33 protein-coding genes are annotated in these 23,191 nt (G+C 44.5%); 16 read left to right on the plus strand and 17 right to left on the minus strand.

Going from position 1 to position 23,191, the window contains the following annotated elements; genetic code table 11:
- Nucleotides 1-14 precede the first annotated feature (14 nt).
- The 3 genes from bioC (at nucleotide 15) to dtd (ending at nucleotide 2,062) form a co-directional block, all read left to right on the plus strand.
- Nucleotides 15-773, plus strand: a complete 759-nt coding sequence (gene bioC, locus NKU06_RS05730) for a malonyl-ACP O-methyltransferase BioC (RefSeq protein ID WP_254729380.1) — start codon at nucleotides 15-17, stop codon at nucleotides 771-773.
- Between the two features lie 69 nt (nucleotides 774-842).
- The gene (gene bioD / locus NKU06_RS05735) at nucleotides 843-1,523 is read left to right on the plus strand and encodes a dethiobiotin synthase (RefSeq protein ID WP_253224342.1); all 681 of its coding nucleotides are present in this window, start codon (nucleotides 843-845) and stop codon (nucleotides 1,521-1,523) included.
- Nucleotides 1,524-1,609: 86 nt separating this feature from the next.
- On the plus strand, nucleotides 1,610-2,062 hold the full coding sequence (gene dtd, locus NKU06_RS05740) for a D-aminoacyl-tRNA deacylase (protein WP_253224341.1): 453 nt from the start codon (nucleotides 1,610-1,612) through the stop codon (nucleotides 2,060-2,062).
- A 116-nt stretch (nucleotides 2,063-2,178) separates the two neighbouring features.
- Here the strand turns inward: dtd and NKU06_RS05745 are convergent, their stop codons facing one another.
- From NKU06_RS05745 to NKU06_RS05755, 3 genes are read right to left on the minus strand one after another with little or no spacing between them, the layout of a single operon-like run.
- Nucleotides 2,179-2,868 carry a hypothetical protein gene (locus tag NKU06_RS05745; protein WP_254729381.1) on the minus strand — a complete coding sequence of 230 codons (690 nt, stop codon included), beginning with the start codon at nucleotides 2,866-2,868 and terminating at the stop codon, nucleotides 2,179-2,181.
- A 3-nt stretch (nucleotides 2,869-2,871) separates the two neighbouring features.
- Nucleotides 2,872-3,303: a DUF6884 domain-containing protein gene (locus NKU06_RS05750; RefSeq protein ID WP_254729382.1), complete on the minus strand. Its 432-nt coding sequence runs from the start codon at nucleotides 3,301-3,303 to the stop codon at nucleotides 2,872-2,874.
- A 12-nt stretch (nucleotides 3,304-3,315) separates the two neighbouring features.
- On the minus strand, nucleotides 3,316-3,903 hold the full coding sequence (locus tag NKU06_RS05755; RefSeq protein ID WP_254729383.1) for an NUDIX hydrolase: 588 nt from the start codon (nucleotides 3,901-3,903) through the stop codon (nucleotides 3,316-3,318).
- An 88-nt stretch (nucleotides 3,904-3,991) separates the two neighbouring features.
- Here NKU06_RS05755 and NKU06_RS05760 point away from each other — a divergent pair, with 88 nt between their 5' ends.
- A complete protein-coding gene (locus NKU06_RS05760) occupies nucleotides 3,992-4,744 on the plus strand; it encodes a CoA pyrophosphatase (protein ID WP_254729384.1) in 753 nt (250 codons plus the stop codon).
- Between the two features lie 2 nt (nucleotides 4,745-4,746).
- Here the strand turns inward: NKU06_RS05760 and NKU06_RS05765 are convergent, their stop codons facing one another.
- The 9 genes from NKU06_RS05765 to NKU06_RS05805 all read right to left on the minus strand — a co-directional run bounded on the left by NKU06_RS05765 (nucleotide 4,747) and on the right by NKU06_RS05805 (nucleotide 9,203).
- Nucleotides 4,747-4,902 carry a hypothetical protein gene (locus tag NKU06_RS05765; RefSeq protein ID WP_253224336.1) on the minus strand — a complete coding sequence of 52 codons (156 nt, stop codon included), beginning with the start codon at nucleotides 4,900-4,902 and terminating at the stop codon, nucleotides 4,747-4,749.
- 136 nt (nucleotides 4,903-5,038) lie between these two features.
- Nucleotides 5,039-5,962 carry an IS3 family transposase gene (locus NKU06_RS05770; protein ID WP_371928037.1) on the minus strand — a complete coding sequence of 308 codons (924 nt, stop codon included), beginning with the start codon at nucleotides 5,960-5,962 and terminating at the stop codon, nucleotides 5,039-5,041.
- On the minus strand, nucleotides 5,938-6,213 hold the full coding sequence (locus NKU06_RS05775; protein WP_254729385.1) for a hypothetical protein: 276 nt from the start codon (nucleotides 6,211-6,213) through the stop codon (nucleotides 5,938-5,940). The genes NKU06_RS05770 and NKU06_RS05775 overlap by 25 nt, the downstream gene beginning before the upstream one ends.
- Entirely contained in the window at nucleotides 6,210-7,115 is a 906-nt protein-coding gene (locus NKU06_RS05780) for an IS3 family transposase (RefSeq protein WP_371928038.1), read from the minus strand. Before NKU06_RS05780 ends, NKU06_RS05775 begins: the two co-directional genes overlap by 4 nt.
- The gene (locus NKU06_RS05785) at nucleotides 7,076-7,384 is read right to left on the minus strand and encodes a transposase (protein ID WP_254729037.1); all 309 of its coding nucleotides are present in this window, start codon (nucleotides 7,382-7,384) and stop codon (nucleotides 7,076-7,078) included. The genes NKU06_RS05780 and NKU06_RS05785 overlap by 40 nt, the downstream gene beginning before the upstream one ends.
- Before the next feature lie 12 nt (nucleotides 7,385-7,396).
- Nucleotides 7,397-7,726 (minus strand): helix-turn-helix domain-containing protein, encoded by a 330-nt coding sequence (locus tag NKU06_RS05790; protein WP_254729386.1) that lies wholly within the window; start codon nucleotides 7,724-7,726, stop codon nucleotides 7,397-7,399.
- A 79-nt stretch (nucleotides 7,727-7,805) separates the two neighbouring features.
- Nucleotides 7,806-8,174 (minus strand): ribosome silencing factor, encoded by a 369-nt coding sequence (gene rsfS / locus NKU06_RS05795; RefSeq protein WP_253224335.1) that lies wholly within the window; start codon nucleotides 8,172-8,174, stop codon nucleotides 7,806-7,808.
- A gap of 54 nt (nucleotides 8,175-8,228) precedes the next feature.
- Nucleotides 8,229-8,849 carry a nicotinate (nicotinamide) nucleotide adenylyltransferase gene (gene nadD, locus NKU06_RS05800; protein ID WP_254729387.1) on the minus strand — a complete coding sequence of 207 codons (621 nt, stop codon included), beginning with the start codon at nucleotides 8,847-8,849 and terminating at the stop codon, nucleotides 8,229-8,231.
- A 3-nt stretch (nucleotides 8,850-8,852) separates the two neighbouring features.
- Nucleotides 8,853-9,203 carry a hypothetical protein gene (locus NKU06_RS05805; RefSeq protein WP_254729388.1) on the minus strand — a complete coding sequence of 117 codons (351 nt, stop codon included), beginning with the start codon at nucleotides 9,201-9,203 and terminating at the stop codon, nucleotides 8,853-8,855.
- A 193-nt stretch (nucleotides 9,204-9,396) separates the two neighbouring features.
- Between NKU06_RS05805 and uvrA the strand changes: the two genes are divergently transcribed.
- From uvrA to NKU06_RS05835, 6 genes are all read left to right on the plus strand, one after another.
- Complete coding sequence (gene uvrA, locus NKU06_RS05810) at nucleotides 9,397-12,291, plus strand: excinuclease ABC subunit UvrA (RefSeq protein ID WP_254729390.1); 2,895 nt, start codon at nucleotides 9,397-9,399, stop codon at nucleotides 12,289-12,291.
- 188 nt (nucleotides 12,292-12,479) lie between these two features.
- A complete protein-coding gene (ssb, locus tag NKU06_RS05815; RefSeq protein ID WP_305884393.1) occupies nucleotides 12,480-13,178 on the plus strand; it encodes a single-stranded DNA-binding protein in 699 nt (232 codons plus the stop codon).
- A 143-nt stretch (nucleotides 13,179-13,321) separates the two neighbouring features.
- Complete coding sequence (locus NKU06_RS05820) at nucleotides 13,322-14,608, plus strand: site-specific integrase (protein ID WP_254729394.1); 1,287 nt, start codon at nucleotides 13,322-13,324, stop codon at nucleotides 14,606-14,608.
- Nucleotides 14,595-14,759 carry a hypothetical protein gene (locus tag NKU06_RS05825; RefSeq protein WP_162857400.1) on the plus strand — a complete coding sequence of 55 codons (165 nt, stop codon included), beginning with the start codon at nucleotides 14,595-14,597 and terminating at the stop codon, nucleotides 14,757-14,759. The genes NKU06_RS05820 and NKU06_RS05825 overlap by 14 nt, the downstream gene beginning before the upstream one ends.
- Nucleotides 14,759-15,652 carry an aminoglycoside O-phosphotransferase APH(2'')-If gene (locus tag NKU06_RS05830; RefSeq protein ID WP_021424053.1) on the plus strand — a complete coding sequence of 298 codons (894 nt, stop codon included), beginning with the start codon at nucleotides 14,759-14,761 and terminating at the stop codon, nucleotides 15,650-15,652. Before NKU06_RS05825 ends, NKU06_RS05830 begins: the two co-directional genes overlap by 1 nt.
- A gap of 411 nt (nucleotides 15,653-16,063) precedes the next feature.
- Nucleotides 16,064-16,474, plus strand: a complete 411-nt coding sequence (locus tag NKU06_RS05835) for a hypothetical protein (RefSeq protein WP_254729396.1) — start codon at nucleotides 16,064-16,066, stop codon at nucleotides 16,472-16,474.
- Nucleotides 16,475-16,523: 49 nt separating this feature from the next.
- Here NKU06_RS05835 and NKU06_RS11660 read toward each other — a convergent pair whose 3' ends face one another.
- Nucleotides 16,524-16,769, minus strand: a complete 246-nt coding sequence (locus NKU06_RS11660; RefSeq protein WP_005653491.1) for an efflux RND transporter permease subunit — start codon at nucleotides 16,767-16,769, stop codon at nucleotides 16,524-16,526.
- Between NKU06_RS11660 and NKU06_RS11665 the strand changes: the two genes are divergently transcribed.
- Nucleotides 16,675-17,496: a zinc-dependent alcohol dehydrogenase family protein gene (locus NKU06_RS11665; RefSeq protein WP_305884394.1), complete on the plus strand. Its 822-nt coding sequence runs from the start codon at nucleotides 16,675-16,677 to the stop codon at nucleotides 17,494-17,496. The genes NKU06_RS11660 and NKU06_RS11665 overlap by 95 nt on opposite strands.
- Before the next feature lie 52 nt (nucleotides 17,497-17,548).
- On the opposite strand, the gene NKU06_RS11670 is transcribed toward NKU06_RS11665, so the two are convergent.
- The 3 genes from NKU06_RS11670 to cueR form a co-directional block, all read right to left on the minus strand.
- Nucleotides 17,549-17,704 (minus strand): hypothetical protein, encoded by a 156-nt coding sequence (locus NKU06_RS11670; RefSeq protein ID WP_305884395.1) that lies wholly within the window; start codon nucleotides 17,702-17,704, stop codon nucleotides 17,549-17,551.
- Between the two features lie 40 nt (nucleotides 17,705-17,744).
- Nucleotides 17,745-18,167: an arsenic resistance protein gene (locus NKU06_RS11675; protein WP_305884632.1), complete on the minus strand. Its 423-nt coding sequence runs from the start codon at nucleotides 18,165-18,167 to the stop codon at nucleotides 17,745-17,747.
- A 164-nt stretch (nucleotides 18,168-18,331) separates the two neighbouring features.
- Nucleotides 18,332-18,721 (minus strand): Cu(I)-responsive transcriptional regulator, encoded by a 390-nt coding sequence (gene cueR, locus NKU06_RS05855; RefSeq protein WP_254729398.1) that lies wholly within the window; start codon nucleotides 18,719-18,721, stop codon nucleotides 18,332-18,334.
- A 137-nt stretch (nucleotides 18,722-18,858) separates the two neighbouring features.
- On the opposite strand from cueR, the gene NKU06_RS05860 reads away from it, so the two are divergent.
- The 3 genes from NKU06_RS05860 (at nucleotide 18,859) to NKU06_RS05870 (ending at nucleotide 21,260) form a co-directional block, all read left to right on the plus strand.
- Nucleotides 18,859-19,086: a DUF2933 domain-containing protein gene (locus tag NKU06_RS05860; RefSeq protein WP_254729400.1), complete on the plus strand. Its 228-nt coding sequence runs from the start codon at nucleotides 18,859-18,861 to the stop codon at nucleotides 19,084-19,086.
- The gene (locus NKU06_RS05865; protein WP_078318301.1) at nucleotides 19,086-20,690 is read left to right on the plus strand and encodes a multicopper oxidase family protein; all 1,605 of its coding nucleotides are present in this window, start codon (nucleotides 19,086-19,088) and stop codon (nucleotides 20,688-20,690) included. The genes NKU06_RS05860 and NKU06_RS05865 overlap by 1 nt, the downstream gene beginning before the upstream one ends.
- A 159-nt stretch (nucleotides 20,691-20,849) precedes the next feature.
- A complete protein-coding gene (locus NKU06_RS05870; RefSeq protein WP_317485588.1) occupies nucleotides 20,850-21,260 on the plus strand; it encodes a DUF411 domain-containing protein in 411 nt (136 codons plus the stop codon).
- Between the two features lie 200 nt (nucleotides 21,261-21,460).
- On the opposite strand, the gene NKU06_RS05875 is transcribed toward NKU06_RS05870, so the two are convergent.
- A complete protein-coding gene (locus NKU06_RS05875; RefSeq protein WP_253224325.1) occupies nucleotides 21,461-21,865 on the minus strand; it encodes a Cu(I)-responsive transcriptional regulator in 405 nt (134 codons plus the stop codon).
- 190 nt (nucleotides 21,866-22,055) lie between these two features.
- Here NKU06_RS05875 and NKU06_RS05880 point away from each other — a divergent pair, with 190 nt between their 5' ends.
- Together NKU06_RS05880 and NKU06_RS05885 are read left to right on the plus strand one after the other, a co-directional pair.
- Entirely contained in the window at nucleotides 22,056-22,202 is a 147-nt protein-coding gene (locus NKU06_RS05880) for a hypothetical protein (protein ID WP_005612067.1), read from the plus strand.
- A gap of 71 nt (nucleotides 22,203-22,273) precedes the next feature.
- Nucleotides 22,274-23,008: a DUF305 domain-containing protein gene (locus NKU06_RS05885; protein WP_254729402.1), complete on the plus strand. Its 735-nt coding sequence runs from the start codon at nucleotides 22,274-22,276 to the stop codon at nucleotides 23,006-23,008.
- The last annotated feature ends 183 nt before the right edge of the window (nucleotides 23,009-23,191 follow it).

A 23,191-nucleotide genomic window follows, 5' to 3' on the forward strand; every position in this document is an offset into this window, starting at 1 on the left:
TCTAAGTGATTGATATGCCAAAGAATGTCTCTGCCCAACACATCGCCCAGCGTTTCGCCAAAGCTTATGACAGCTATCGAGGCGCGGCACTGGTGCAGGCGCAGATGGCGGATAAGCTTGTGGCGCAGCTTGTGGGGTATGGTGGTACGCATTACGATACGGTGCTAGAGATTGGCTGTGGTAGTGGTCTGTTGAGTGAGAAATTTGCTCACCATTGCACGGCAAATACGCTGATTTTGAATGATTTGTACGAGCACATCACGGACAATCCGCGATATATGGCGCAGGCAGATTATCACTATCTGATCGGTGATATCAGCACGCAGCCGCTGCTTGATACTGTGGATTTGGTGCTGTCTGGGGCAAGTTTACAGTGGATTTATCCATTAGATAATCTAATTAATAAACTGTATCACAGCAGCCGACAAGGGGCGATACTTGCCTTTAGCACCTTTGGCGTGAATAACCTAAGTGAAATCAGGCAGCTGACAGGGCAGGGGCTGAGCTATTATACCAAAGATACGCTGACAGAATGCGTCGCGGCGCAAGGCTGGCAGATCAAACTGGTGGATGAGTGGCAGCAGGTGCTGTATTTTGAGCATCCGATGGCGGTGCTAAGACATCTTAAGGCGACGGGCGTGACGGCGACGGGTGATGGGTTTCACTGGACGCGCGCTGCTTTGGAAGAATTTTATCAAGCATATCAGTCACTTAGTACTGAGCAAGGCGTGCCGCTGACTTATCATCCGATGATGGTGATCGCGCGTAAGTAAGCTGCGTGCGTGATTTATCGTATCATAAATTTAAGATTAATTGTTTAATAAAACTTATAGGTATAAGCCATGAAAGGCGTTTATTTTGTGACGGGTATTGATACTGACATTGGCAAGACCATCGCCACAGGCGTGATCGCGCGTCGGCTGATGGATGATGGCGTTTCGGTGATCACGCAGAAGCTTGTGCAGACAGGCAATGCTACCATCAGTGATGACATCGTCAAGCACAGAGAGCTGATGAGTGTGGCGCTGATGCCCGATGATCTGCCCAATCAAGATGGCGTACGGCTGACCATGCCGCTATTATTAAGTTATCCTGCATCACCACATCTGGCAAGTCGCCTTGATGGTGTGGCAGTTGATCTTGATCAGATTGCCGCCTGCACCGATGAACTTGCTAAGCGTTATCAGGTGGTGCTGCTCGAAGGCGCAGGCGGTGTGATGGTGCCATTATTGGATAATGAGCAGAATAATGGACAGGGCGATGTGCTGACCATTGATCATATCGCAGCGCACGATTATCCTGTGATCGTGGTGACTTCAGGCAGGCTTGGCAGTATCAATCACACGCTACTTACTTTAGATATTTTAAAAAATAAAGGTATCATTATTCATGCTATCGCTTATAATCTTGCTGATGATAGCCAAGATACCGTGATCGCGACCGACAGCAAGCGTTATTTACAAAACTATCTGCACAAGTATCATCCACAGACTCAGTGGTGGGAAATCCCTGTGGTGGCATAAATGATAAAAAACCGCCATCCTTTGACAAAATCAGGATGAGCGGATTTTATTTTTGATTTTGAAATTAAAATAAAAAGGATAAATCTATGAAAGCCCTAATTCAGCGTGTCACTACTGCTAGGGTCGATGTCGATGGACAGACCATCGGCGCGATTGATGCAGGTGTATTGGCTTATATCGGCATTGGACATGATGATGATTTTGGCACAGCTTGCCGATTGATTGATAAGATTTTGACTTATCGGATTTTTGAGAATGTCACCGATGTGGATAAATTAGGAAAACTTGATAAAAGTGTCGCCGATGTCGGTGGTGGCTTGCTGCTTGTGTCGCAGTTTACCTTGATGGCGAAGACTGATAAAGGTCGCCGTCCTGACTTTGCGCCAGCGATGCCGCCTGCGCTAGCAAGTGCATTATTTGAGCAATTGGTCGAATACGCCAAAAGTAAGCATCCTAATGTTGCTACAGGGCAGTTTGGTGCAAATATGCAGGTCATCGCCCAAAATGATGGACCGATTAATTTTATTTTGGAAGTTTGATTTTGCGATAATAAATCCAAAACCGCAACCAATAACATATCGCATGCCATAAGGTGTGTGATATGTTATTTTTATCAATTCACCATAAAATCAAAGCATTCATATCACATCAACACTTACGCCATTTCGTTTGGTTTTGCGGTTTGTTGAACCAATTGTGATAGTAGTTCAAAATCTTCTTTATCCAGGCATTCATTATTCAATGAATTAACCTGCCACAGACCGCTTTGTCTGATTTTTAATTTGGTGGAATGGTTTCCTAGCCAAGTGTCAGATGGCTTGGTTTCACTTGATTTGGCAAGCGTTGAAATGATTTTGCTTTCCCAGTACAGTCTATCATCCTTTGTTGGCACTTCAAATACACAAAATGACAGATTGTTTTGGATGTATTCACTGATTTTTTCTTCAAGATTATTTTCGTAATCTTTATCAATTTTTTTGAGCTTCTCTTCTCTACCAAGTCTTGGTGTGATGTCAAGTTCCCAAATAGGCAAATATTCTGGGTTTTCTTGTGCTAAAAAACAGCGACCGATATTTTTTCTGAAGATGCTGCGATTTTTATTCTTATTGATAAAATGTTGTTTTAGCCTTGAGCGCAATTGGTTGTTGCCAGTATGAGTGCCAACACGCACAATTCTAGCCATGCCCTGAACGGTTTCGCCATTTTCAAAAATGATATAAATACCATTTTTGGGAATTTGTTTGTCATCAAAGGGGAGGCAAGGATGGGTTTGCTTACCATTAGGGGAAAAGCAGTAGCGAGCCTGCTTGTTAAATAATTCGTGTAATTTTAATGCAAAGTCCATATTTTAGCCTTGTTTTTGATGGCCGGTTAAAAATTTGAGTCTTTCGCCAATCTTTAGCCCTTGCAACGGGAGCTGGATGTTTTCTAGATGACTTTGTAGTGGCTCAATGTATTTATTGCCCGCCAGAATGATGAATTGGTCATTCTTTAGGTCGGCAACCTTGGATAATTGATCAGCAACAACATCGCCCCATGTTAGCCTATCGGCTTTTTTCATTGAGCTTAGAGTTTGATCATAAGGTCTAATCTCTGCATCGAGTTTTAGCAAATGATATTTGGCGGATAGAATATAAATGGCATCGGGTTTTAAGCCTTGAGCGTATTGTAAGCTTTTGATAAATAAAGCGCTTTGATATAAATCTTTTGCCTGTGCTTTTGTGTTGAGTTTTTTAGATACACAAGAGATTAATACAATATTTTTCATAATAATACTCAAATTAATATGCCATTAAGTCAATTCATCCACCACAATCTCATCCAGTGTGATTTGATGCAGTGGATAATTGGCATAATCATCAGGGTCAAGCCCTTTATCTATAATGGCTTGCTTATCCGCCAAAAAATGCTCAAGCGTCAAGCGAATGGTACGAAATGCAAGCTCATCCCACGGAATGTCCCTTTCATTGACCAGTGTGCATTCAAGGCTTTCGACGCCCACGCCATAGCGACCATCGGCAGACAGTGTCGATAGATACATCGCATGCACTTGCCCCAGATAAGGAATGTCAAATAAGCAATACAGCCGCGCGTCGGTGGCGATGGCGGCGGCTTCTTCGATGGTTTCGCGCAGTGCGCCTTCAAGCATGGTTTCGCCGATTTCCATAAAGCCAGCGGGCAGCGTCCATTTGCCGTATTGTGGTTCAATGGCACGGCGGCAGATTAGGATTTGGTCCTTGTGACGCACGAGTGAGCCGCAGATCAGTTTGGGATTGTCATAATGAATGTAGCCGCAAGCAGGGCAGACGATGCGGATTTTGCTGTCACCAGCAGGGATGGTTTCTTGGGCTTGAGTGCCGCACTGTAGGCAATAAGGCATGGTTTGGCTCTTGACTTTTGCAGGGGTATGATTTAGTTTAAATCAAATAATCCACAATTACAAATCAAAATTTGCGCCGACAAACGCCATGCACACGACCATCCACACACCACCGCAGTCATTCATCGATCGTGACACACCACCGCCGATCGATGGGCAATTTGCCACACTTGCCAAGAAAATTCATCAGTACTGGCAAGATGGCGGCAGTGATGTGCTGCCTTTATCCAGAGGCGATAATCAGCTGGTCTCAGCCAGTGTTGCCACCAAATCCGAGCAAGCGTGTCTGAATACGCCCAAGCCCGATGCCTGCGTGCTGGTCGCCATCACCGATGAAGCTGTGCCGCGTATTTTGCTGACGCAGCGTGCTGCGACCTTGAATAGTCATGCAGGGGAAGTGTCGTTCGTCGGTGGTAAGGTTGATGAGACGGATGCGTCAAGCCGTGCTGCAGCACTGCGTGAAGCACATGAAGAAGTGGGACTGATGGAAGTGCATACGACGCTGATTGGCTATCTGCCCATGCAGATGTCGCGTGCAGGCTTACTTGTGCGTCCTGTGGTGATGGCGATCGATGCGGCGGCGATGGGGCAGTTGGTCGCCAATGAAGATGAGATTGGCGCGATTTTTTGGCTGCCGTTTGCTGATATTCTCTCACCACCTATCGATCATCAGATGATGCGACAAGTGGGCGATCAGCGATACATTTTGCGCACCCCTGCATGGCTTGGCTGTGATGGCGTAGGTGAGCAGGTGGTATGGGGCTTGACGGCGCGGATCTTGGCAAATTTGGCTGAGATTGGCTTTGGGAAGCATTATCCGTGGTATTATCGGCTAGCGTAGGTTTAAGCTACAATCATAGATTTTGCTTTGGCAAGCAGCTTTTGTTTGCCGCGAGCTTTTGCGGTAGCTATTGGCACTGTTTTGGCTTGACCTGAGCGAAATTCTTGTAAGCGTGACAAGGTTACTTGTGTAGATTGTGCTGATTCAATGAAGTTCATTTTATTTATGATTTAGAATTACAAAATCCAAAATACTGGTATGTTGTGTAAGCATATCGTTTAATGAACAAAAACGCCCAATATTGAACCGACCCCCAAATCTTAGACAAAGTTAAGATTAAGGACTAGGTTTAAATTAAGTGGTTTGGTCAAGGACTAAGCGCCTGTATTTTACAGGACTTAGTCCTTTTAGTTTAATCTTTATTCTATCATGATTGTAGTAATGGATGTACTCATCAATCGCTTGTTTAAGCTCATCAATGGAGGTAAATCTTCTTTGATGTTTGTCATGAAAGAAGATTTCTTCTTTTAATGTGCCAAAGAAGCTTTCTATCACCGCATTATCCAAGCAATTGCCCTTTCTTGACATACTTTGAATGATGTTGTTGTCTTTTAAGGTTTGTTGATAATTTTGCATTTGGTAGTGCCAGCCTTGATCTGAATGCAGAATCAATTGTGGTTTGCTGCTATCGTTGCCAGCATTATCATCTGCTTGCAGTCGCTTTAGTGCCTGATCAAGCATCTTGGCAACCAAGCCATAATTTGGGCTACTGTGCATCTGATAGCTAACAATTTCTCCATTAAACAAATCCATGATGGGAGACAAGTAAAGCTTTTTGACATTACCTTGTTTATCCAACACTTTAAACTCAGTGACATCAGTCGCCCATTTTTGGTTGGGTCGATCTGCTTTAAAATCACGCTTGAGTACATTATCAGCGATTTTACCCACCTTACCCTGATAAGCACTAAATCTGCGTTTAGAGCGAATCCGTGCTTTCAGTCCCATTTGGTTCATCAGTCGCCACACTTTTTTATGATTGATGACAAAGCCTAACTGTTTTAAGGCAAGGGTGATTCTGCGATAGCCATATCTGCCTTGATGGGTGTGATATATCTTTTTGATTGCATCTTTGATGTCTTGATGTTTATCCTTTTGCTTGAATTGCTTTAAGTGATAATAAAAGGTTGCTTTGGCAACACCAAGATAAGTCAGTAATTGTTTTAATGGATAAATCTGCCTTAGCTCATCAATCACTGTGATTTTATTGATGATGATTTGCTTTTTCTTTGCTGACGCTCCAAGGCTTCTAACTTTTTTAAGATGTCATTCTCCATGCGTAAGTGTTGTAATTCAGCAATCAATTCAGCTTGGGTCTTTTGTTCATCAGGTTTGGATGTTTGCTTTGCTTTGCTGGTTTTAGGCACAGATTTTCTACCTTTGGGTTTGGGATATAGTCCCATGATACCATGAGTTTGATAGGCTTTTAACCATTGAAACAGCACACTGTACCGGTCAACTATTTTCAAACAACCCCTAAGAGGGTTTTGTTAAAAAACTGTCGTTCTTTTTCGACAGGGCTTAGGTAGTTATTAAAGCTGTGGGGTCTGAGTTGACTGTAATAGCCAAGGATATAATTTGCCACGTCTACTTTTGCTTCTTGGATATTCTCATAGCCATGTTTTGGCATCCACTCATATTTAAAACTTCGAAAGAAACGCTCTGTTGGTGCATTATCCCAGCAGTTGCCCTTTCTACTCATACTGTGTGTCATCTTACATCTAGCAACGGCATCAGCAAAGGCGCGACTGGTGTAATGAGATCCTTGATCTGAATGAAATAACACACCGGTTGGCTGAAAGCGTATGGTATAAGCCATGGTTAATGCTTTGGTGGTCAGCTCACTGTTTGGATGATCACTCATGGCAAAGCCAATGATGTGTCTGGCATATAAATCCATCACCACAGCCAAATAACAAAATCCTGCTTTGGTGTGAATATACGTCACATCCGATACCCATACTTGATTGGGTGCAGCTGGTGCAAACTGCCGTTTTAGCAAGTTGTCATGCGCTGTATGTGCTTGATCAGCTAAGCGATAGCGATGCTTGATGCTTTGGCGACTGATGAGTCCTTGTGCTCTCATTAATTGACGCGCTTTATAGCGTGTTAGTTTAATCTGATGAGCACGACTAACCATAGCAGCAATACTTCTAGAGCCTGCCGATCCTTTAGAGCAATCAAACGCTTGTTTTACCCATAGGCGCAGATTAATCTCTTTACGTGTTGGCAGTTTTGGTTTTTGCTTGACATAATAAGTACTTCGGCAAATACCAAATAGCTGACACAGCTTTGCTTTACTGATGCTGTATTGCCCCATCAATTGCTCTATTAGCGGGATAGTAAGCTGTCTTGTGCTAATAGAGCGGATGCCTTTTTTAAAATATCTCGCTCAAGTCTTAGCTGGGCATTTTCTTTACGAAGTCGTTCAAGCTCTCGTTGTTCTGGTGTTAGAGCATGACCTGTGGCTAATGGCTTGCCTTGAAGTTCAAGACGATAACGTTTAAGCCAGTTTTCTAAAGTAGATTTACCGATATCATATTGCCTAGCAACATCAACAACACGCTGATTTTGCTCTTCAATGAGTTTGACCATTTCTAGTTTAAACTCAGTGCTGTACTGCTTACGCTGTTTTGTCATGAGAGATTACTCCTAGTTTGGGGTAGTATAACCTCTTATGGGGTGTCTGGGAATATTGTACCGGTACACACTTGGGTTGCTGATATTTAATTCAATCGCCAAAGTGCGTATGGATTTACCAGCAAGTAGTTGTAATACTGCAGTGTGTTTGAATTCTGGTGAATAACTAGCTTTGCTCTTTCTGATACGAATACCATCAACACCATGAGTTTGGTAGAGTCTCACCCAGTTTTGGACAATAGAGCGTTTAATACCAAAAGAGTTGGCTGTGTTGTGGTAACTATGTCCTGTTAAATAATGATCAATGACTTCAAGTTTAAAGTCCATTGTGTATTTGGTCATAAAAACACCCCAAAGGTTAGGGTCTAACTTTTGGGGTGCGGTTCATATCACATTGAGCGTTTTTTATCATTTATCTTAATCAGTCTTTTGGAGCAACTGCCAAAGCTTTTAGGGCGTCTGGCGACGACCACAGACCTTCAAGATCATAAAACTCGCGCGCTTGCGGCGTCATCACATGCACGACCACCGCGCCTAGATCCACCAGCGTCCAGTCGCTGTCTTTATCACCTTCGCGACCAAGCGGCATCAAGCCTGCTTCTTTGGTCGCTGCACCCAGCTTATCTGCCAAGGCTTTAACATGACGCTTAGAAGTGGCTTCACAGATCACGATGCGCTCAGCAACTTCAGTCAGGTGCGCGATCTCAAGGGTGGTGATGTTTTTGGCTTTTAGATCGTCAAGCGTTGCGACGACTAGGTCTAGGGTCTGCTCTAAAGTTAGGGTAGTCATAAAATTAAATATATAAAATCAGTAAACTTGTAAGTATAACATACTTTGGCAGGCTTAGTACAGCTGATGTGTGCCAATATATTCAATCACCGCAGGGTGCAGATACGCTGTCACATCACCGCCATCACGAATCAGTGTGCGAATTTGGCTCGATGACATCTGTGCAATTGGCGTAGAATCTTGATAAATCAAGCCATCACAAGATAAAAACCGATCTAAATCATCGGTCAGACGCACCTTAATATCATCATCAACTTGCTGCACTTCACCCACGCGATCAAATGCCCAAAACTTCACCAAATCAGGCAGTACATCACCACCTTTCCAGCGTGGCAGGCTATTGAGACTGTCTTGACCGATCAGATAAATCAGCACATCATCGGCGCATTCATCGCGCAACGCTTGCACGGTATCGATGGTAAACACAGGCGGTGGTGCGTGGATTTCTCGCTCATCGATGATAACTGGCAAGCCTGCAGCAGCAAGACGCATCATGATCAGGCGATGGGCAGCAGGCGTGGGCGCACCCTTAAAAGGATTGCCTGCGGTGGGTAAGAGCGTCACCGTAACTGGTAACTGCCGCGCGGATAATTGCTCATACGCTGCCATCGCCATCTGCAGATGCGCATGATGAATAGGATCGAATGAGCCGCCTAAGATGATGTGGTACTGCACGGATCAGTCTTGATGTAGGTGTGTCGGGTCAAGATCAGGGTGGCGGTGCAGTTTTTGGGCGGTTTTCCAGCCTTCTTCATCGCCAAAATATACCAGACCTGCTTCATTATCACGATAAAAACGACGCATCACGCCTTTGTCGTCTTTCACCACAAGTGTATCAACCAGATGATCGCACAGTTTTTTTACTTCTGCTTCATTGTTTGATAAAGTTGGACGCAGGATTTGCAAGCATTCTTGGCGTTGTTCAGCGGTCAAGATGCTGTGCTTATCATCAAAATGAATGATGCGTTCGACCACTTGTCTGGCGTATGCTACCGAAAAATCTTTGGTGTCAAAAGTTACAAAAAACATGGCGTTAATTCTCATTGTTCATAAAAATATCAATTGGCATGGTAGCATAATTTTTATGCAGTTGCGATGGCTGTTTTGTAATCTGATGGCTGGTTTTGTTACAATTTCTCACCGTAAAATCCCCCAATTCACCTTGCAAATGCCTTATAATAAGCCTTTAAAATTCCCCAATAAAAAAGCAAAAGGCACTCTCATGGCACACGACAAAATCAGTATCCGTGGTGCACGCACGCACAATCTTAAAAACATCGATGTCGATATTCCCCGCGATAAATTTGTCGTCATCACAGGGTTGTCAGGCTCGGGCAAATCAAGCCTTGCCTTTGATACCTTGTACGCCGAAGGTCAGCGCCGCTATGTCGAGAGTCTGTCTGCCTATGCGCGCCAGTTTCTAAGCCAAATGGAAAAGCCTGATGTCGATAGCATCGATGGCTTATCACCTGCCATTGCTATTGAACAAAAATCCACCAACCACAACCCGCGCTCGACCGTCGGCACGATCACCGAAGTGTATGACTATCTGCGCCTGCTGTTCGCGCGCGTTGGTACGCCGCATTGCCCTGAGCACGGCGAGCCGATGGTGGCGCAGACGGTGAGCGAGATGGTCGATGGCGTGCTTGCGCTGCCAAATGACACCAAGCTTATGATCCTTGCCCCTGTGGTGCGTGAGCGCAAGGGTGAGCATACCGCGCTGCTTGAGCAGTTGCCGTCGCAGGGCTTTACGAAGGTGCGCATCGATGGCGTGATTTATGATACCGATGAATTGCCAAGCCTTGAGAAAAATAAAAAGCACAGCATTGAAGTGGTGGTGGATCGCTTCAAGGTGCGAGATGATTTGGGCAATCGCGTTGCTGAGAGTCTTGAGATGGCATTGAAGCTTGGCAATGACATTGCTATTTTGTGCCATATGGATGGCAATTCCAATGGCGATGATGAGCAGGTGCTGTCTGCCAAGCATTCTTGCCCTGTGTGTGATAAGGCGGTGAGTGAGCTTGAGCCGCGCTTGTTCAGTTTTAACAACCCTGCAGGTGCTTGTCCTGCTTGTGATGGTCTGGGCAAACGCCAATATTTCGCCGCTGATCGCATTGTTACTCACCCTGAGAAGTCGCTCAATCAAGGCGCGATTCATGGTTGGGATAAGCGTCATGCTTATTATTTTGGTATTTTGACCACCGTATGTCGCCACTTTGCCATCGATATGGATACCGCGTGGCAAGACTTGCCAAAAAAACACCAAGACATCATCTTGCACGGCTCAGGCAAAGAGAAAATCGAGTTTGATTTTGTCTTTGAAAATGGTCGCAAAAGCAGCAAAACCGTGCCATTTGAAGGGATTTTGCCTTATCTTGAGCGGCGTTATGCGACGACGACAAGCAACCTTGTGCGTGATGAATTGGCACAATATCTGTCCGATACCGCCTGTAATGTCTGTGATGGCGTGCGCCTAAACGACATCGCGCGCCATGTGCAAGTGGATAATAAAGTCATCGGCGACATCATCACCATGCCCATCGGTGATGCGTGGCAGTATTATGAAAATCTGCACATCGGTGGCGCAAAAGGTGAAGTGGCAGATAAGATTTTTAAAGAAATTCGCGAACGCTTGGGCTTTTTGACCAAAGTGGGTCTAGAATACCTAACCCTTGCGCGCAGTGCCGAGACACTGTCAGGTGGTGAAGCGCAGCGTATTCGTTTGGCAAGTCAAATCGGTGCAGGCTTGATGGGTGTGATGTATGTACTCGATGAGCCGTCCATCGGTCTGCATCAGCGCGACAATGACCGCCTGCTCTCGACTTTGACGCATCTGCGCGATTTGGGCAATACGGTCGTCGTCGTCGAGCATGACGAAGATGCCATCCGCCAAGCTGATCATATTATCGACATCGGCATCGGCGCAGGCGTGCATGGCGGTCGTGTGGTTGCCCAAGGCACAGCCAAAGACATCGCCAAGACCAAAGGCTCATTGACTGGCGAATACTTATCAGGCAAGCGCCGCATCGAAGTGCCAAGCGTGCGCCATATGCCTAAGACCGCCTTGATCGAAAGTGGTAAGGGCAAGAGCAAAACCACAACTGAAGAGCCTTTATACATTAGGCTCGATGGCGCGTGTGGCAATAATCTAAAAAATGTCAATCTGGCCATCCCCATCGGTGTGATGACTTGTATCACAGGTGTGTCAGGCTCGGGCAAATCAACTTTGATCAATCGCACCTTGATGCCGCTTGCTGCCACCATGCTCAATAACGCGACGACTTTATCACCAGAAAAATACGACAAAATCAGCGGGCTTGAGCATCTGGATAAAATGGTGGACATCGACCAAAGCCCGATCGGGCGCACACCGCGCTCCAATCCAGCGACTTATACAGGCGTATTTACACTGATTCGCGACCTGTTCACACAGACACCCGAAGCGCGTGCGCGCGGCTATAAGGCAGGGCGGTTTAGCTTTAATGTCAAAGGCGGTCGCTGTGAAGCCTGTCAGGGCGATGGCTTGATTAAAGTTGAGATGCACTTTTTGCCAGATATGTATGTGCCGTGTGATGTCTGTCATGGCAAACGCTACAACCGCGAAACGCTGGAAGTCAAATATAAAGGCAAATCAATCTCAGATGTGCTGGACATGACCGTCGAAGAAGCGATGGCGTTTTTTGAAGCGATTCCAGTGATTCATCGCAGACTTGAGGCGCTACACGAAGTGGGGCTAGACTATATCCGCCTTGGGCAGTCGGCGACGACCTTATCAGGCGGTGAAGCGCAGCGCGTCAAGCTTGCCAAAGAGCTGTCCAAGCGCGACACGGGGCAGACTTTGTACATCTTGGATGAGCCGACCACAGGCCTGCATTTTCATGACATCGCCAAGCTATTGCACATCTTGCACACCTTGCGTGATCGGGGCAATACCGTCGTGGTGATCGAGCATAATTTGGATGTCATCAAGACCGCTGATTGGATCGTGGATTTGGGTTATGAAGGTGGTAGCGGTGGCGGTGAAATCGTCGCTGTCGGCACGCCTGAGACGGTGGCGATGGATGATAAATCGCATACAGGACGGTTTTTAAAACCGATGCTTGATGCGGCAAAATAATTTGTAAACGCCATCAAAAATCGCTAGCAATTTTGAGTTAAATTGCGTAAAGTATGCACTAAATTTATGCAATTTTTGGCATACGATTTGCTGCATTGATCAAATAAGCGCATTGAGTGAAATTTTTGCCAAGTGATTGAAATTACAAGAATTTTATCAGTTTTAACAACAACTAAGGAACGATGTTCATGAGTGTAAATAAAGTCATTCTTGTGGGTAACTTAGGTAACGACCCAGAAGTGAAGCAGTTCGATAACGGCGGTATGATCGCCACAGTCTCCATCGCCACCAGCGAAAGATGGCGCGACCGCAGCACAGGCGAGCAGCGCGAGCAGACAGAGTGGCACCGCGTGGTGTTTAATAATCGCCTTGCTGAGATTGCGCGCGACTTTTTGCGCAAAGGCTCGCAAGTCTATGTCGAAGGCAGCCTACGCACGCGCAAATGGCAAGACCCACAGACAGGACAAGACCGTTATAGTACCGAGATTCGCGCGGATAATATGCAGATGCTTGGCAACCGCAACAATGGCGGCGATTATCAAGGTAATCAAGGCAATCAGGGCGGCTACATGAATCAAGGTAATTATGGCAATCAAAATCAAGGCGGCTATAATAACCAAAACCGTGGCTACCAAAACAACCAACCGCGCTACCCAAATAACAATCAGTTCAACAACCAAGGCTACAACCAAGCTCAGCAAGGCATGGCACAGCCAATGGGTGGTTATGATAATAATGCGTTCGGTCAGCCGTCGATGGGCGGCGCACCACAGAATAATATGGCGCAAAATAACTCGTTTCAGCAGCCTGCACAGCCAAAACCTGCCCCGCAAGCAGCGGTAATCAGTCCGGCGGCGAATGTCACCGATGATGATATTCCATTCTGAATTCCATATACAGAAATTATGTAAAAATACATCGTAGAAACCAGAGAGAAGCCTTATAAAATAAGACTTCTCTTTTTTTACATTAATTTTGACAAAACATCTTTAATTTGATAGTATTTATATATGATATTTTTGTAAATTAAATGAATATGCATAGATTAGAAACAGTCCTTTTTTCAAATGGAGAACGTTTTCCTATATTGGTTAATGTTAAAACTGGTATTCCTGATTTTTATTCAACCTTATGGGTAACTGTAGAACTACGTAATCAATCCGCAGTAAACACAATTAGAAATAAGCTGGGAACTATACAGTGGGTAATGAATTGGGAAAAACAGAATAATCTTGTTATTAGCGATCTAATTCATAACAAAGCACTCTTAACAGAAAACCAATTAGAATCTCTTATCCAACATATGAGAATAAATGTAAAAAAGCGAAAGAATGTAATCAATACAAAAAAAAGTGTGTTAATGAAAGGTAGGACTCAATTTATTGATATTTATTCTGCCGTATCTCTTAGTCATCAATATAATAGACTAACAACGCTTTCAGAATACATATTATTTCTATCTAAAGTAATTAATGTACCTAATGAATATATTGAAAAATTGATGAAACAAATTACGTTAATTAAAGAGTCAAGACCTAAAAATCATAAAACATTATCTATCAAACCAGAAAGTGAGCTACCTGATGGATTGTTAGATGAGTTTATGTCTATTGCGAACTTTTCTAATCCTAATAATCCATTTCAAGATATTGGAATTAGAAAAAGAAACCATTTGATGTTTATCTTATTAAAGGAATTAGGGATTAGAAGAGGAGAGCTATTATCAATTCAAATCCCATTTATTGATATAGGAACAGCTAAATCCTCAATTACAATTAGACGAACGCATGATGATAAATTTGACACAAGGAAGAAGCAAGCTGTAAGTAAAACGAAAGAAAGGCGACTTCCTATTTCACAAAATATAGCTCAACTTATCAATGACTATATTATGAACTATCGCTCTAAGATTCCTAACGCTAATAAACATCCATATTTATTTGTAACCCATCGAAAAGGAAAAACGCAAGGAAACCCAATTAGTACCAGTTCTTTTGATAATGTTATTGTACCAACGATGAAAAAGATAGATTCTAAATTTTCAATTATTCATCCACATATTTTTCGTCATGAATGGAACTTAGATTTTTCACGAAAGGTGGATAAAAATAATCAAAATGTAAATCATGATTCTTCTCATAAAGATTTTATTTCTCCTGAAAAAGAAGCAAAGATGAGACAACATCTTATGGGACATACATCCGAGAAATCAGGAAATATTTATAATCAACGTTATATAAGAGAAAAAGCTAACAAGATATTATTAGATCTTCAGATTGAGTTTCAAAAAAAGGTTGATAATTATGAATCAGAATAAACGTCTTAGACAGTCAAGAGATGGGTATGTATTTGATGAAAATGAAAACTCTTGGCATATTTCTGCTTGTAAATGTTATGAAAAAGCAGGAGGAATAAATAAAGTAGATGATGAAATTATTTATGTGTATGATTTTAAGGAGAAAAACTAATGGATATAAAAAAGATAATAGAAGAAAAATGCAATATAGTTGTTGATAGTATAAAGTTGATTGGTGAGGGTTATGACAGCAAAGCATACATTGTAAATAATGAATATGTTTTCAAAATCAAATTTAGTGCTAATAAGAAAAAAGGGTATGAAAAAGAAAAAGCAATATATGATTTTCTAAACAAAAAATTAAATACAAATATTAAAATACCAAATATAGAATATTCATATATAAGTGAAGAATTATCTATTTTAGGATATAAAGAAATTAAAGGAACTTTTTTAACACCAGAAATATATTTTGCCTTATCAAAAGAAAAGCAAGAATTATTAAAGCAAGATATTGCTATGTTTTTAAGACAAATGCACGATTTAGATTATAGTGAAATAAGTTCATATACGATAGACAATAAACAAAATGTTTTAGAAGAATATCAATTACTTAAAGAAACAATATATGATAGTCTTACTGATATTGAAAAACAATATGTAGAAGAATTTATGCAAAGATTAAATAGTACAACTATATTTGATGGTAAAAAATGCTTATGCCATAATGATTTTAGTTGTAATCATTTATTACTTGATGATGAAAATAGATTATGTGGTGTAATAGATTTTGGAGATTCTGGAATTATAGATGAATACTGTGATTTCATATATTTGCTAGAAGATAGTGAAGAAGAAATTGGCGTGTCTTTTGGAGAAGATATATTAAGATTATACGGAAATATTGATATTTCAAAAGCAAAGGAATATCAAGATGTTGTAGAACAATATTATCCAATAGAAACTATTGTATATGGTATTAAAAATAATAGACCTGATTTTATAGAAAAAGGTAGAAAAGAGATTTATATAAGAACTCGCAAAGATGAAAAATTAAGGAAGTGATGATATGGTTAAAAACTATCCGGAAGAAGTAGAAGAACAAGTTGATAAAATAAAGAAAGTTTTATAAATGGTGGTACAAATGGATATATATGATTTAATGAAACAAGTTAATGAGTGGGTTAAAGAAATATTATAACTTTTGAAAATGGTAAGTGTGTATCAGATATTGCATATTGTGCATTTAAAGATGGAAAAGTTATAGGAGTTGCAGGTGCTGATAAGATAAATGATGGGATTTGGGAAGTCGCTGACGGTACGCTACACAAACGCAAAATATCCCCAGCAGATTTACTCCTGCAAGACCTACAATGCCTTTGGAAAGAACCACTACAAGAGGAATGGATCTAGATATACAGAAGAAAGAAACAGCTAAGTTAGACGATGATTTATATAGACTAATGGAGTTATAGTATGCCTAAAATTCTTATTACAGAAGAAAATTTAGAAGATATAATCATGTTGATTAATACTTGGGAGGGTAAATTAACATGGGATTTACTCTGTCATAAAGTGGCAGAACTACTGAATGTTAAAAGTATTGAGAGACAGTCTCTTGCAAATTATTCAGATATTCAAACAGCCTTTACTAGACGAAAACAAAAAATAAAAGAAAGTGCTAAAGCTAATCCAGAACCGAATGTAACAATGGATTATCTGCAAAAGCAAGTTAAGAATTTAAAAGCTCAAGTACAACGTTTGGAAGAAATCAATGAGCAATACAAGCAAAAATTCATTGTATGGCAGTATAATGCATATATGCATGGAATGACAGAAGATAAGCTAAATAAGCCACTTATTGCAGTTAATCGCCAGCATCGATAAAGAGATACCGTTTGAAATTTAAATTTCAAACAGTATTTTTTCAAAAAGATTATCCTTCTCTTCTTGGGATTCTATCCTCCGGTGTTACTGATGTTAATTTGGCTAATTTCGGGGCTAGCCATTCTCTGAGGTCATCCATTAAGGAATAAACTACAGGCACAAATACTAGGCTCAACAAGGTTGAGGCGATTAAACCACAAATGACAGCGATTGCCATAGGTGCTCTAAATGCCGCGCCTGCACCGCTGGCAAACACGGCCGGGATCATTCCCGCTACCATTGCAATGGTGGTCATTAAAATCGGGCGGACACGTTCCGAATACGGCACTTATGGCGAAATCGTAAATATGCCCGTTCGCGCTGTGGTAAAACACCCTGAAAACCTCACAATGGAACAAGCTGCGGCAAGTTGGATGATGTTTGTAACCGCATACGGCGGTTTGATTGAATTTGGCAAGGTGCAAAAAGGCGATTTTGTTGTATTGGGCGGAGCGACCAGCTCGGTAGGCATTGCCGCCATTCAAATCGCCAAAATGCAAGGGGCAAACGTGATTGCTCTGTCTCGCACGCACGCCAAAGGCGATGTGCTTTTACAGAAAGGGGCGGATTTTGTGATTGCCACCAAAGAAGATGACGTTACGGCTAAATTACTAGAAATTACAAACGGCAAAGGCGTGAATTTGGTGTTCGACCCTTTGGGTGACAAAGAAGCAGCAAAAATTATCAACGCAATGACACAAGACGGCAAATACATCATCTACGGTGCATTAAGCCACGATGATATCGCCGTGCCTGTGTTCCCAATTTTAGGCAAACACTTAACCGTGCGAGGCTATGAATTGTTTGAAATCACTACCGTACCAGAAAAACTCGCTCAAGCGAAAAAATTCGTGTTTGACGGCTTAGCAAGCGGTCAATTAAAACCAGAAATTGACAAAGTTTTTGCTTTTGATGAAATGGCGGAAGCTCACCGTTATATGGAAAGCAATGCACAGATTGGGAAGATTTTGGTAAAGGTTTGATTGTTTTAAGGTAAATATGCCGTCTGAAAAATAAGTTTCAGACGGCACATCGTTATTTTACCTGCCGATTAAGCCACCACACTAGCGAGAGCATCACAGGCACTTCCACCAGCACACCGACCACCGTTGCCAATGTCGCCCCAGAATGCAAACCGAACAAAGAAATTGCCACCGCCACCGCCAATTCAAAAAAAATTACTCGTGCCAATCAAGCACGCAGGGGCGGAAATTTCGTGTGGTAATTTGAGCTATTTTGCCAAAACGTGAGCCAAGGCAAAAATGCCGTAAGTCTGTGCCAGCAAGGGAATGGCAATCAGCAAAATAATCAAGGGATTGGCAATAATGGTTTGGGTTTGAAAGGCAAACAGCAACACCACCGTCAAAATCAAACCCATAATGGAAAAAGGTTTCAGGCTGCCTGAAAATTGTGCCACCAATTTACCCGATTTTTGTAAATAAGAGCGGGTAAACCACCCAGCCAGCAAGGGCAACAGCACATACAAAATCGTGCTTAAAATCAAGGTATTCCACGGAATTTCTATGCCGCTTACGCCGAGCAATACGCCTACAATCGGAGCATACGCCACAATCATAATCAAATCATTGACCGAAACCTGTACCAAAGTGTAATTGGGGTCGCCTTTGACCAGTTGCGACCACACAAACACCATTGCCGTACAAGGCGCCACCCCAAGCAAAACATACCTGCAATGTACTCGCCTGCCGATTGTTCATCTACCCAGCCAGCAAAAAGCACCTTAAAAAACAACCAGCCCACAAGTGCCATCGTAAAAGTCTGTTATCAAGCTATGGCATTCATCTGCTTTGATGGTGGTTAAAAATCGCCCAAGCCTTTTAAGATGGTGCAGTCGGGATTGTCATCGCCCCCGCAGGCATCGCTCCACACTTGCAGGGTGTATTGCATTGATTTTAATTCTTTGATTTTATTGGATAAAAAATCAATATGACTGGCGGTGAGCGTTTTGACCTGAGCACTTGTGCGGTGTGGATTGTCTTGCAGTGCCAAAAGCTCGCCAATCTGTGCAAGCGAAAAGCCCACGCCCCTTGCTTTGGCGATGAATTTTAGCCGAGCGATGTCATTGGAGTTATAAATCCGATAACCTGCTTCACTGCGTGATGGGTTAATTAATAAGCCTGCTTTTTCATAATCACGGATTTGTTTGACGGAAAGTTGGGTAGATTTAGACGCTTGTCCGATGTTCATTGTTGCTCCTTATTGAGTGGTGTGTAAAAAAATGTTATCAAGTAAAAATAACCCTTGACCCTAACGCAGGGTAAGGGCTTACACTGAGCCCAAGTTTTCAAAAAACCGTTTCACCCAAACCTTTAAGGAGACCGACGATGAACACCCTAAGCAAACTGGCAAAAAACAAAAAAGCCCTGTTGGTATTGGCGGCTGCCGCCTTCGCCGTCATCGCCTTTGCCAAGCCCGCACTTTTGCCCTTCGCCCTGTTGATGCTCTGCCCCCTGATGCACCTGTTTATGCACGGCGGACACGGCACGCACAATGCCAAAACCGAAGCGGTGAAGATAACACACCGCCCCAATCTTGACACAGGAGACAAATAATGGATCGCAGAAAATTTTTACTCTACGGCATCGGCATCGGTGCGGCGGGCGCGTCTTGGTATGCCTTGTCGCGCTTCGGAATGAACGGGCAGCCTATGGATATGGGCGGCCAAGGGCACCAAATGGCGTCCGGCACGATGGGCGGTATGGGCAATATGCAGGGAACGGGAAAACTGATGCCGTCTGAAATGATGCCTTCGGGCCAGCCGCTTAAAGATTTGCCTAGGCTTGCCAACGCTTCATCGCAGGCGGGCGTGTTTCAGGCAGCCATTACGGCCGCGCCGGTGAAAATCACAATGGCGGGCGGCAAAGAAACCGAGTTTTGGGCGTATAACGGGCAGCTGCCCGGGCCGCAGATTGAAGTGTACGAGGGCGATACGGTGGAAATCACCGTAACCAACCGCCTGCCGCAGCCCACCACCGTGCACTGGCACGGGCTGGATGTGCCCAACGACGCCGACGGTAACCCACAAGACCCGATAGAGCCGGGGCAGAGCAAAACCTACCGCTTCACCCTGCCCGAGGGCAGCGCCGGCACTTACTGGTATCACCCGCACCCGCACAATTATGTTTCCGAGCAGGTCTACAAAGGGCTGGCCGGTACGCTCATCGTCAAAGCCAAAAACGATGTGCTCGCCCACAGCGAACAGCACTGGCTGATTTCCAACTTGCGCCTGAATGAAGACGGCAGCATTCCGCCCAACACAATGCTCGACTGGATGAACGGGCGTGAAGGCGAATTCGTGCTGATTAACGGGCAATACCGCCCGAAAATCAAGCTCTCCGGCAACGAGCGCCTGCGTATCTGGAACGCCACCAGCGCCCGCTACCTGCGCCTGAAAATCAAAGGTGTGCAGTGGATTGTGGTCGGCACCGACGGCGGCCTCTTGGAAAAACCGCTTGCCCCCGCCGACGAGCTGTTTTTAGCCCCCGCCGAGCGGGTGGAAGTGTTCGCCGTCGGTCAGGCGCAGACCACGGCCGAACTCACCAGCCTGTACTACGACCGCCGCAAAATGATGGTGCAGGAAAAAGCCGCCGACCTGAACCTGGGCGAAGTGCAATTCACCCCCGCCGATGCCGCCCTGCCTGCCGCCTTGCGCACACTGCCTGCGCTGCCTGCGCCTGTGGTCAAGCGTGAAGTGGTGTTCAGCGAACAAATGAAGCCGATGCAAAACACGCAAAGCCAAGGCGGTATGCAGGGAATGGATCACGGCGCAATGGCGGGTGAAATGGCGGGCGCGATGCAAAACACCATTCCCCAAGATATGGTAGGCGTGTTTTTGGTCAACGGTAAAACCTTCGATATGAAGCGCGTGGACTTTGTCGGCAACGAAGGCGATGTCGAAGAATGGACGCTGGCCAACCAAAGCCATATGGATCACCCCTTCCACCTGCACGGCACGCAGTTTGAAGTGCTGCAAACCAGCCTGAACGGCAACACCGCCCCCGCGCCTTACCGCGCCCGCAAAGACACGGTCAACCTGCGCCCGGGCGAAACCGCCGTCATCCGCTTTATCCAAGGAAACAAGGGTCTCAAAATGTTCCACTGCCATATCTTGGAACACGAAAATCTGGGAATGATGGCAATGTTGCAAGTGAAATAAACCCCGAACCGCTTTTTCAGACGGCCTTGCTTGATTAAGCCTGCCTGAAAAATCCCCAAACCACTTAACCCACGACGAGGCAAAACAATGAACAAATCCTTTTTTGGCAAAACCTTGGCCCTATCAGCCGTCTTGGCAAGCGTGGCAGGCGCAGGCTGGATGCTCGCCAACCCCGCCCCCGCAGAGGCCAAACCCGTACTGGAAGTGTACAAAAGCCCAAGTTGCGGCTGCTGCGGCGAATGGGTCAAGCATATGCAGGACAACGGTTTTAGCGTGAAAATCCACGACACCGGCAACAGCCAAATCCGCACACAAATGGGCATATCGCCCAAATACGGCTCCTGCCACACCGCCGTGATTGACGGCTACGCCGTCGAAGGGCACACGCCCGCATCAGAAGTCAAACGCCTGCTTGCCGAACGCCCCGACGCCGTCGGCATCGCCGTGCCCGCAATGCCCATTGGCTCGCCGGGAATGGACGGTGAAGCGTACGGCGGCCGAAAAGACCCCTACGATGTGCTGCTGCTGGGCAAAAACGGCACGCACAGCGTGTACCAAAGTTATCCTTGAACGCTCGGCAAAAAAACCAGCCTGAAAACGCTCATCGGTTTTCAGGCTGAATTTTTTCTCATCAAAGCGTCAAAAACCGCTGTTTTTTACCACCGATAAGTGCTTCTTGCGGTAAAAAACAGCGGTAAAACGACAAATTGTGTTTTTTAAGACGGCCTTCTTAAATTAACCCTGCCTGAAAAAACCGCCAAAAAACTTTGTCAGCCCTTATCCTCACCGCCCTCCGCCAAGCCTTTTAAAATCGGGCAGTCGGGGGCGTTGTCGCCGGTGCAGGCGTCGCTCCACGCCTGCAAGGTGGCTTTCATCTGTGTCAGTTCTTCGATTTTCTGGGTCAAAAATTCAATGTGCACGCCCGTCAGGCTTTTAACTTCACAGCTTTTGCGGTGTGGATTGTCTTGCAGTGCCAAAAGCTCGCCAATTTGGGCAAGCGAAAAGCCCACGCCCCTTGCTTTGGCGATGAATTTTAGGCGGATTAGTGTCTCATTATCATAAATGCGATAGCCTGATGATGTGCGTGAAGTGTTTGATAACAAACCCAACTTTTCATAATCACGGATTTGCTTGATGGATAGCCCTGTGGCTTTGGACGCTTGACCGATGTTCATTGTTGCTCCTTGTTTTGGCGTTTGTAAAAAATTGTCAATCCGTAAAAATAACCCTTGACCCTAACGCAAGGTTATGGTTTATGATACGCACATCAGAACAAAAAAGCAATGCTTTTAATCGCTTAAAAGCACTTTGTTTTAATAATCCACTTTAACTTAACATTCGGAGAAACTGTTATGAACGCTGATTTTGTTCAAAACCGACACGCCCATTGCGGCTGCCAGTCTTGCACGGGGCAAAACTGCCGTCCGGACTGCCAATGCCAAAACGGCAAGCCCTGCATTTGTGATGACTGCACTTGCAACGGCTGTGCGTGTGAATCGTAAAACCAAATAGTGAAATGGACATTGGGCGAATCTGTCATTTGCCCAATGTTATCAATGCCCATTTTGACAAGGAGAACTGTAATGAAAATGTTTAAAAACCGTGCCGTACATCTTGTCGCTGCCGCTGTTGTTTTGGCGACTTTAACCGCTTGTGCCAACGCCAAAAACGAAGTGCCGACGCACTCGATGGCGGGCGACAATAACTACACCCACACCCACGACAGCCCAAATAACCAAAACGAGCACGCCCATATGAACCACTCTGCTATGGCGATGGACACTCAAAATGCTCCGCCCCATACCCAAGCCTATCTTGCAATGATGAACAAGATGGGCGATGAGATGAGCAAAGCGGGCAATCTTGCCGATGCTGATACCGCTTTTGCCAAAGGTATGATTCCGCACCATATCGGAGCAGTTGAGATGGCAAAAGTACAGCTTGAATTTGGCAAAGACGAAACAATGAGAAAACTTGCCCAAGCGATTATTGATGGGCAACAAAGTGAAATCGACCTGATGAACGCTTGGCTGGCGGGTAAAGACACCGCAACCCAAAACCCGCAAGCCCCACACGCCAAAGCCTATGCCTTGGACAATTCACACAGCGAAATGATGACGGCAATTTATGAGACCGACCCTGATGTCGCCTTTGCCAAAGGTATGATTCCGCATCATCAAGGGGCGGTCGAGATGGCAAAAGTGCAATTACAGTTCGGCAAAGACGAAAAAATGAAAAAGCTCGCTCAAGACATCATCAAAGCCCAAGAACCTGAAATCAAGCTGATGCAAGACTGGCTAAAACAGCAGGGGCAATAAGGCAAAAACACCGCTTTTGATAAAGCGGTGCTTTTGAGGTCGTCTGAAAACAGGTTTAAGGCTTTTTCAGACGGCATTTGGGGTTTTCAGGCAGCCTTTAAAACAAGCCCCAAGGAAATGATGATGCCGACTTGTCGGACACATCGGCAAGCGATGTTCTGAACCTTCTGCTTTTTCAGACGG

Origin of the sequence: Moraxella sp. FZLJ2109, assembly GCF_024296965.1 — a bacterium.
Lineage (GTDB): Bacteria > Pseudomonadota > Gammaproteobacteria > Pseudomonadales > Moraxellaceae > Moraxella.

Excerpts from the sequence above, each read along its gene's own strand:
- bioC (WP_254729380.1), top strand. The coding sequence starts at position 15 with ATGCCAAAGAATGTCTCTGCCCAACACATCGCCCAGCGTTTCGCCAAA.
- NKU06_RS05805 (WP_254729388.1), bottom strand. The coding sequence starts at position 9,203 with ATGTTTTTTGTAACTTTTGACACCAAAGATTTTTCGGTAGCATACGCC.
- NKU06_RS11660 (WP_005653491.1), bottom strand. The coding sequence starts at position 16,769 with ATGACCACCATTGCAATGGTAGCGGGAATGATCCCGGCCGTGTTTGCC.
- NKU06_RS11675 (WP_305884632.1), bottom strand. The coding sequence starts at position 18,167 with ATGGTGTTTGTGTGGTCGCAACTGGTCAAAGGCGACCCCAATTACACT.
- NKU06_RS05765 (WP_253224336.1), bottom strand. The coding sequence starts at position 4,902 with ATGAACTTCATTGAATCAGCACAATCTACACAAGTAACCTTGTCACGC.
- NKU06_RS05875 (WP_253224325.1), bottom strand. The coding sequence starts at position 21,865 with ATGAACATCGGTCAAGCGTCCAAAGCCACAGGGCTATCCATCAAGCAA.
- dtd (WP_253224341.1), top strand. The coding sequence starts at position 1,610 with ATGAAAGCCCTAATTCAGCGTGTCACTACTGCTAGGGTCGATGTCGAT.
- NKU06_RS05885 (WP_254729402.1), top strand. The coding sequence starts at position 22,274 with ATGAAAATGTTTAAAAACCGTGCCGTACATCTTGTCGCTGCCGCTGTT.
- NKU06_RS11665 (WP_305884394.1), top strand. The coding sequence starts at position 16,675 with ATGACAGCGATTGCCATAGGTGCTCTAAATGCCGCGCCTGCACCGCTG.
- NKU06_RS05820 (WP_254729394.1), top strand. The coding sequence starts at position 13,322 with ATGAATATGCATAGATTAGAAACAGTCCTTTTTTCAAATGGAGAACGT.
- bioD (WP_253224342.1), top strand. The coding sequence starts at position 843 with ATGAAAGGCGTTTATTTTGTGACGGGTATTGATACTGACATTGGCAAG.
- NKU06_RS05835 (WP_254729396.1), top strand. The coding sequence starts at position 16,064 with ATGCCTAAAATTCTTATTACAGAAGAAAATTTAGAAGATATAATCATG.
- NKU06_RS05785 (WP_254729037.1), bottom strand. The coding sequence starts at position 7,384 with ATGACAAAACAGCGTAAGCAGTACAGCACTGAGTTTAAACTAGAAATG.
- uvrA (WP_254729390.1), top strand. The coding sequence starts at position 9,397 with ATGGCACACGACAAAATCAGTATCCGTGGTGCACGCACGCACAATCTT.
- NKU06_RS05870 (WP_317485588.1), top strand. The coding sequence starts at position 20,850 with ATGCTCGCCAACCCCGCCCCCGCAGAGGCCAAACCCGTACTGGAAGTG.
- NKU06_RS05825 (WP_162857400.1), top strand. The coding sequence starts at position 14,595 with ATGAATCAGAATAAACGTCTTAGACAGTCAAGAGATGGGTATGTATTT.
- NKU06_RS05790 (WP_254729386.1), bottom strand. The coding sequence starts at position 7,726 with ATGACCAAATACACAATGGACTTTAAACTTGAAGTCATTGATCATTAT.
- NKU06_RS05760 (WP_254729384.1), top strand. The coding sequence starts at position 3,992 with ATGCACACGACCATCCACACACCACCGCAGTCATTCATCGATCGTGAC.
- NKU06_RS05865 (WP_078318301.1), top strand. The coding sequence starts at position 19,086 with ATGGATCGCAGAAAATTTTTACTCTACGGCATCGGCATCGGTGCGGCG.
- ssb (WP_305884393.1), top strand. The coding sequence starts at position 12,480 with ATGAGTGTAAATAAAGTCATTCTTGTGGGTAACTTAGGTAACGACCCA.
- NKU06_RS05745 (WP_254729381.1), bottom strand. The coding sequence starts at position 2,868 with ATGGACTTTGCATTAAAATTACACGAATTATTTAACAAGCAGGCTCGC.
- NKU06_RS05755 (WP_254729383.1), bottom strand. The coding sequence starts at position 3,903 with ATGCCTTATTGCCTACAGTGCGGCACTCAAGCCCAAGAAACCATCCCT.
- NKU06_RS05830 (WP_021424053.1), top strand. The coding sequence starts at position 14,759 with ATGGATATAAAAAAGATAATAGAAGAAAAATGCAATATAGTTGTTGAT.
- NKU06_RS05860 (WP_254729400.1), top strand. The coding sequence starts at position 18,859 with ATGAACACCCTAAGCAAACTGGCAAAAAACAAAAAAGCCCTGTTGGTA.
- cueR (WP_254729398.1), bottom strand. The coding sequence starts at position 18,721 with ATGAACATCGGACAAGCGTCTAAATCTACCCAACTTTCCGTCAAACAA.
- rsfS (WP_253224335.1), bottom strand. The coding sequence starts at position 8,174 with ATGACTACCCTAACTTTAGAGCAGACCCTAGACCTAGTCGTCGCAACG.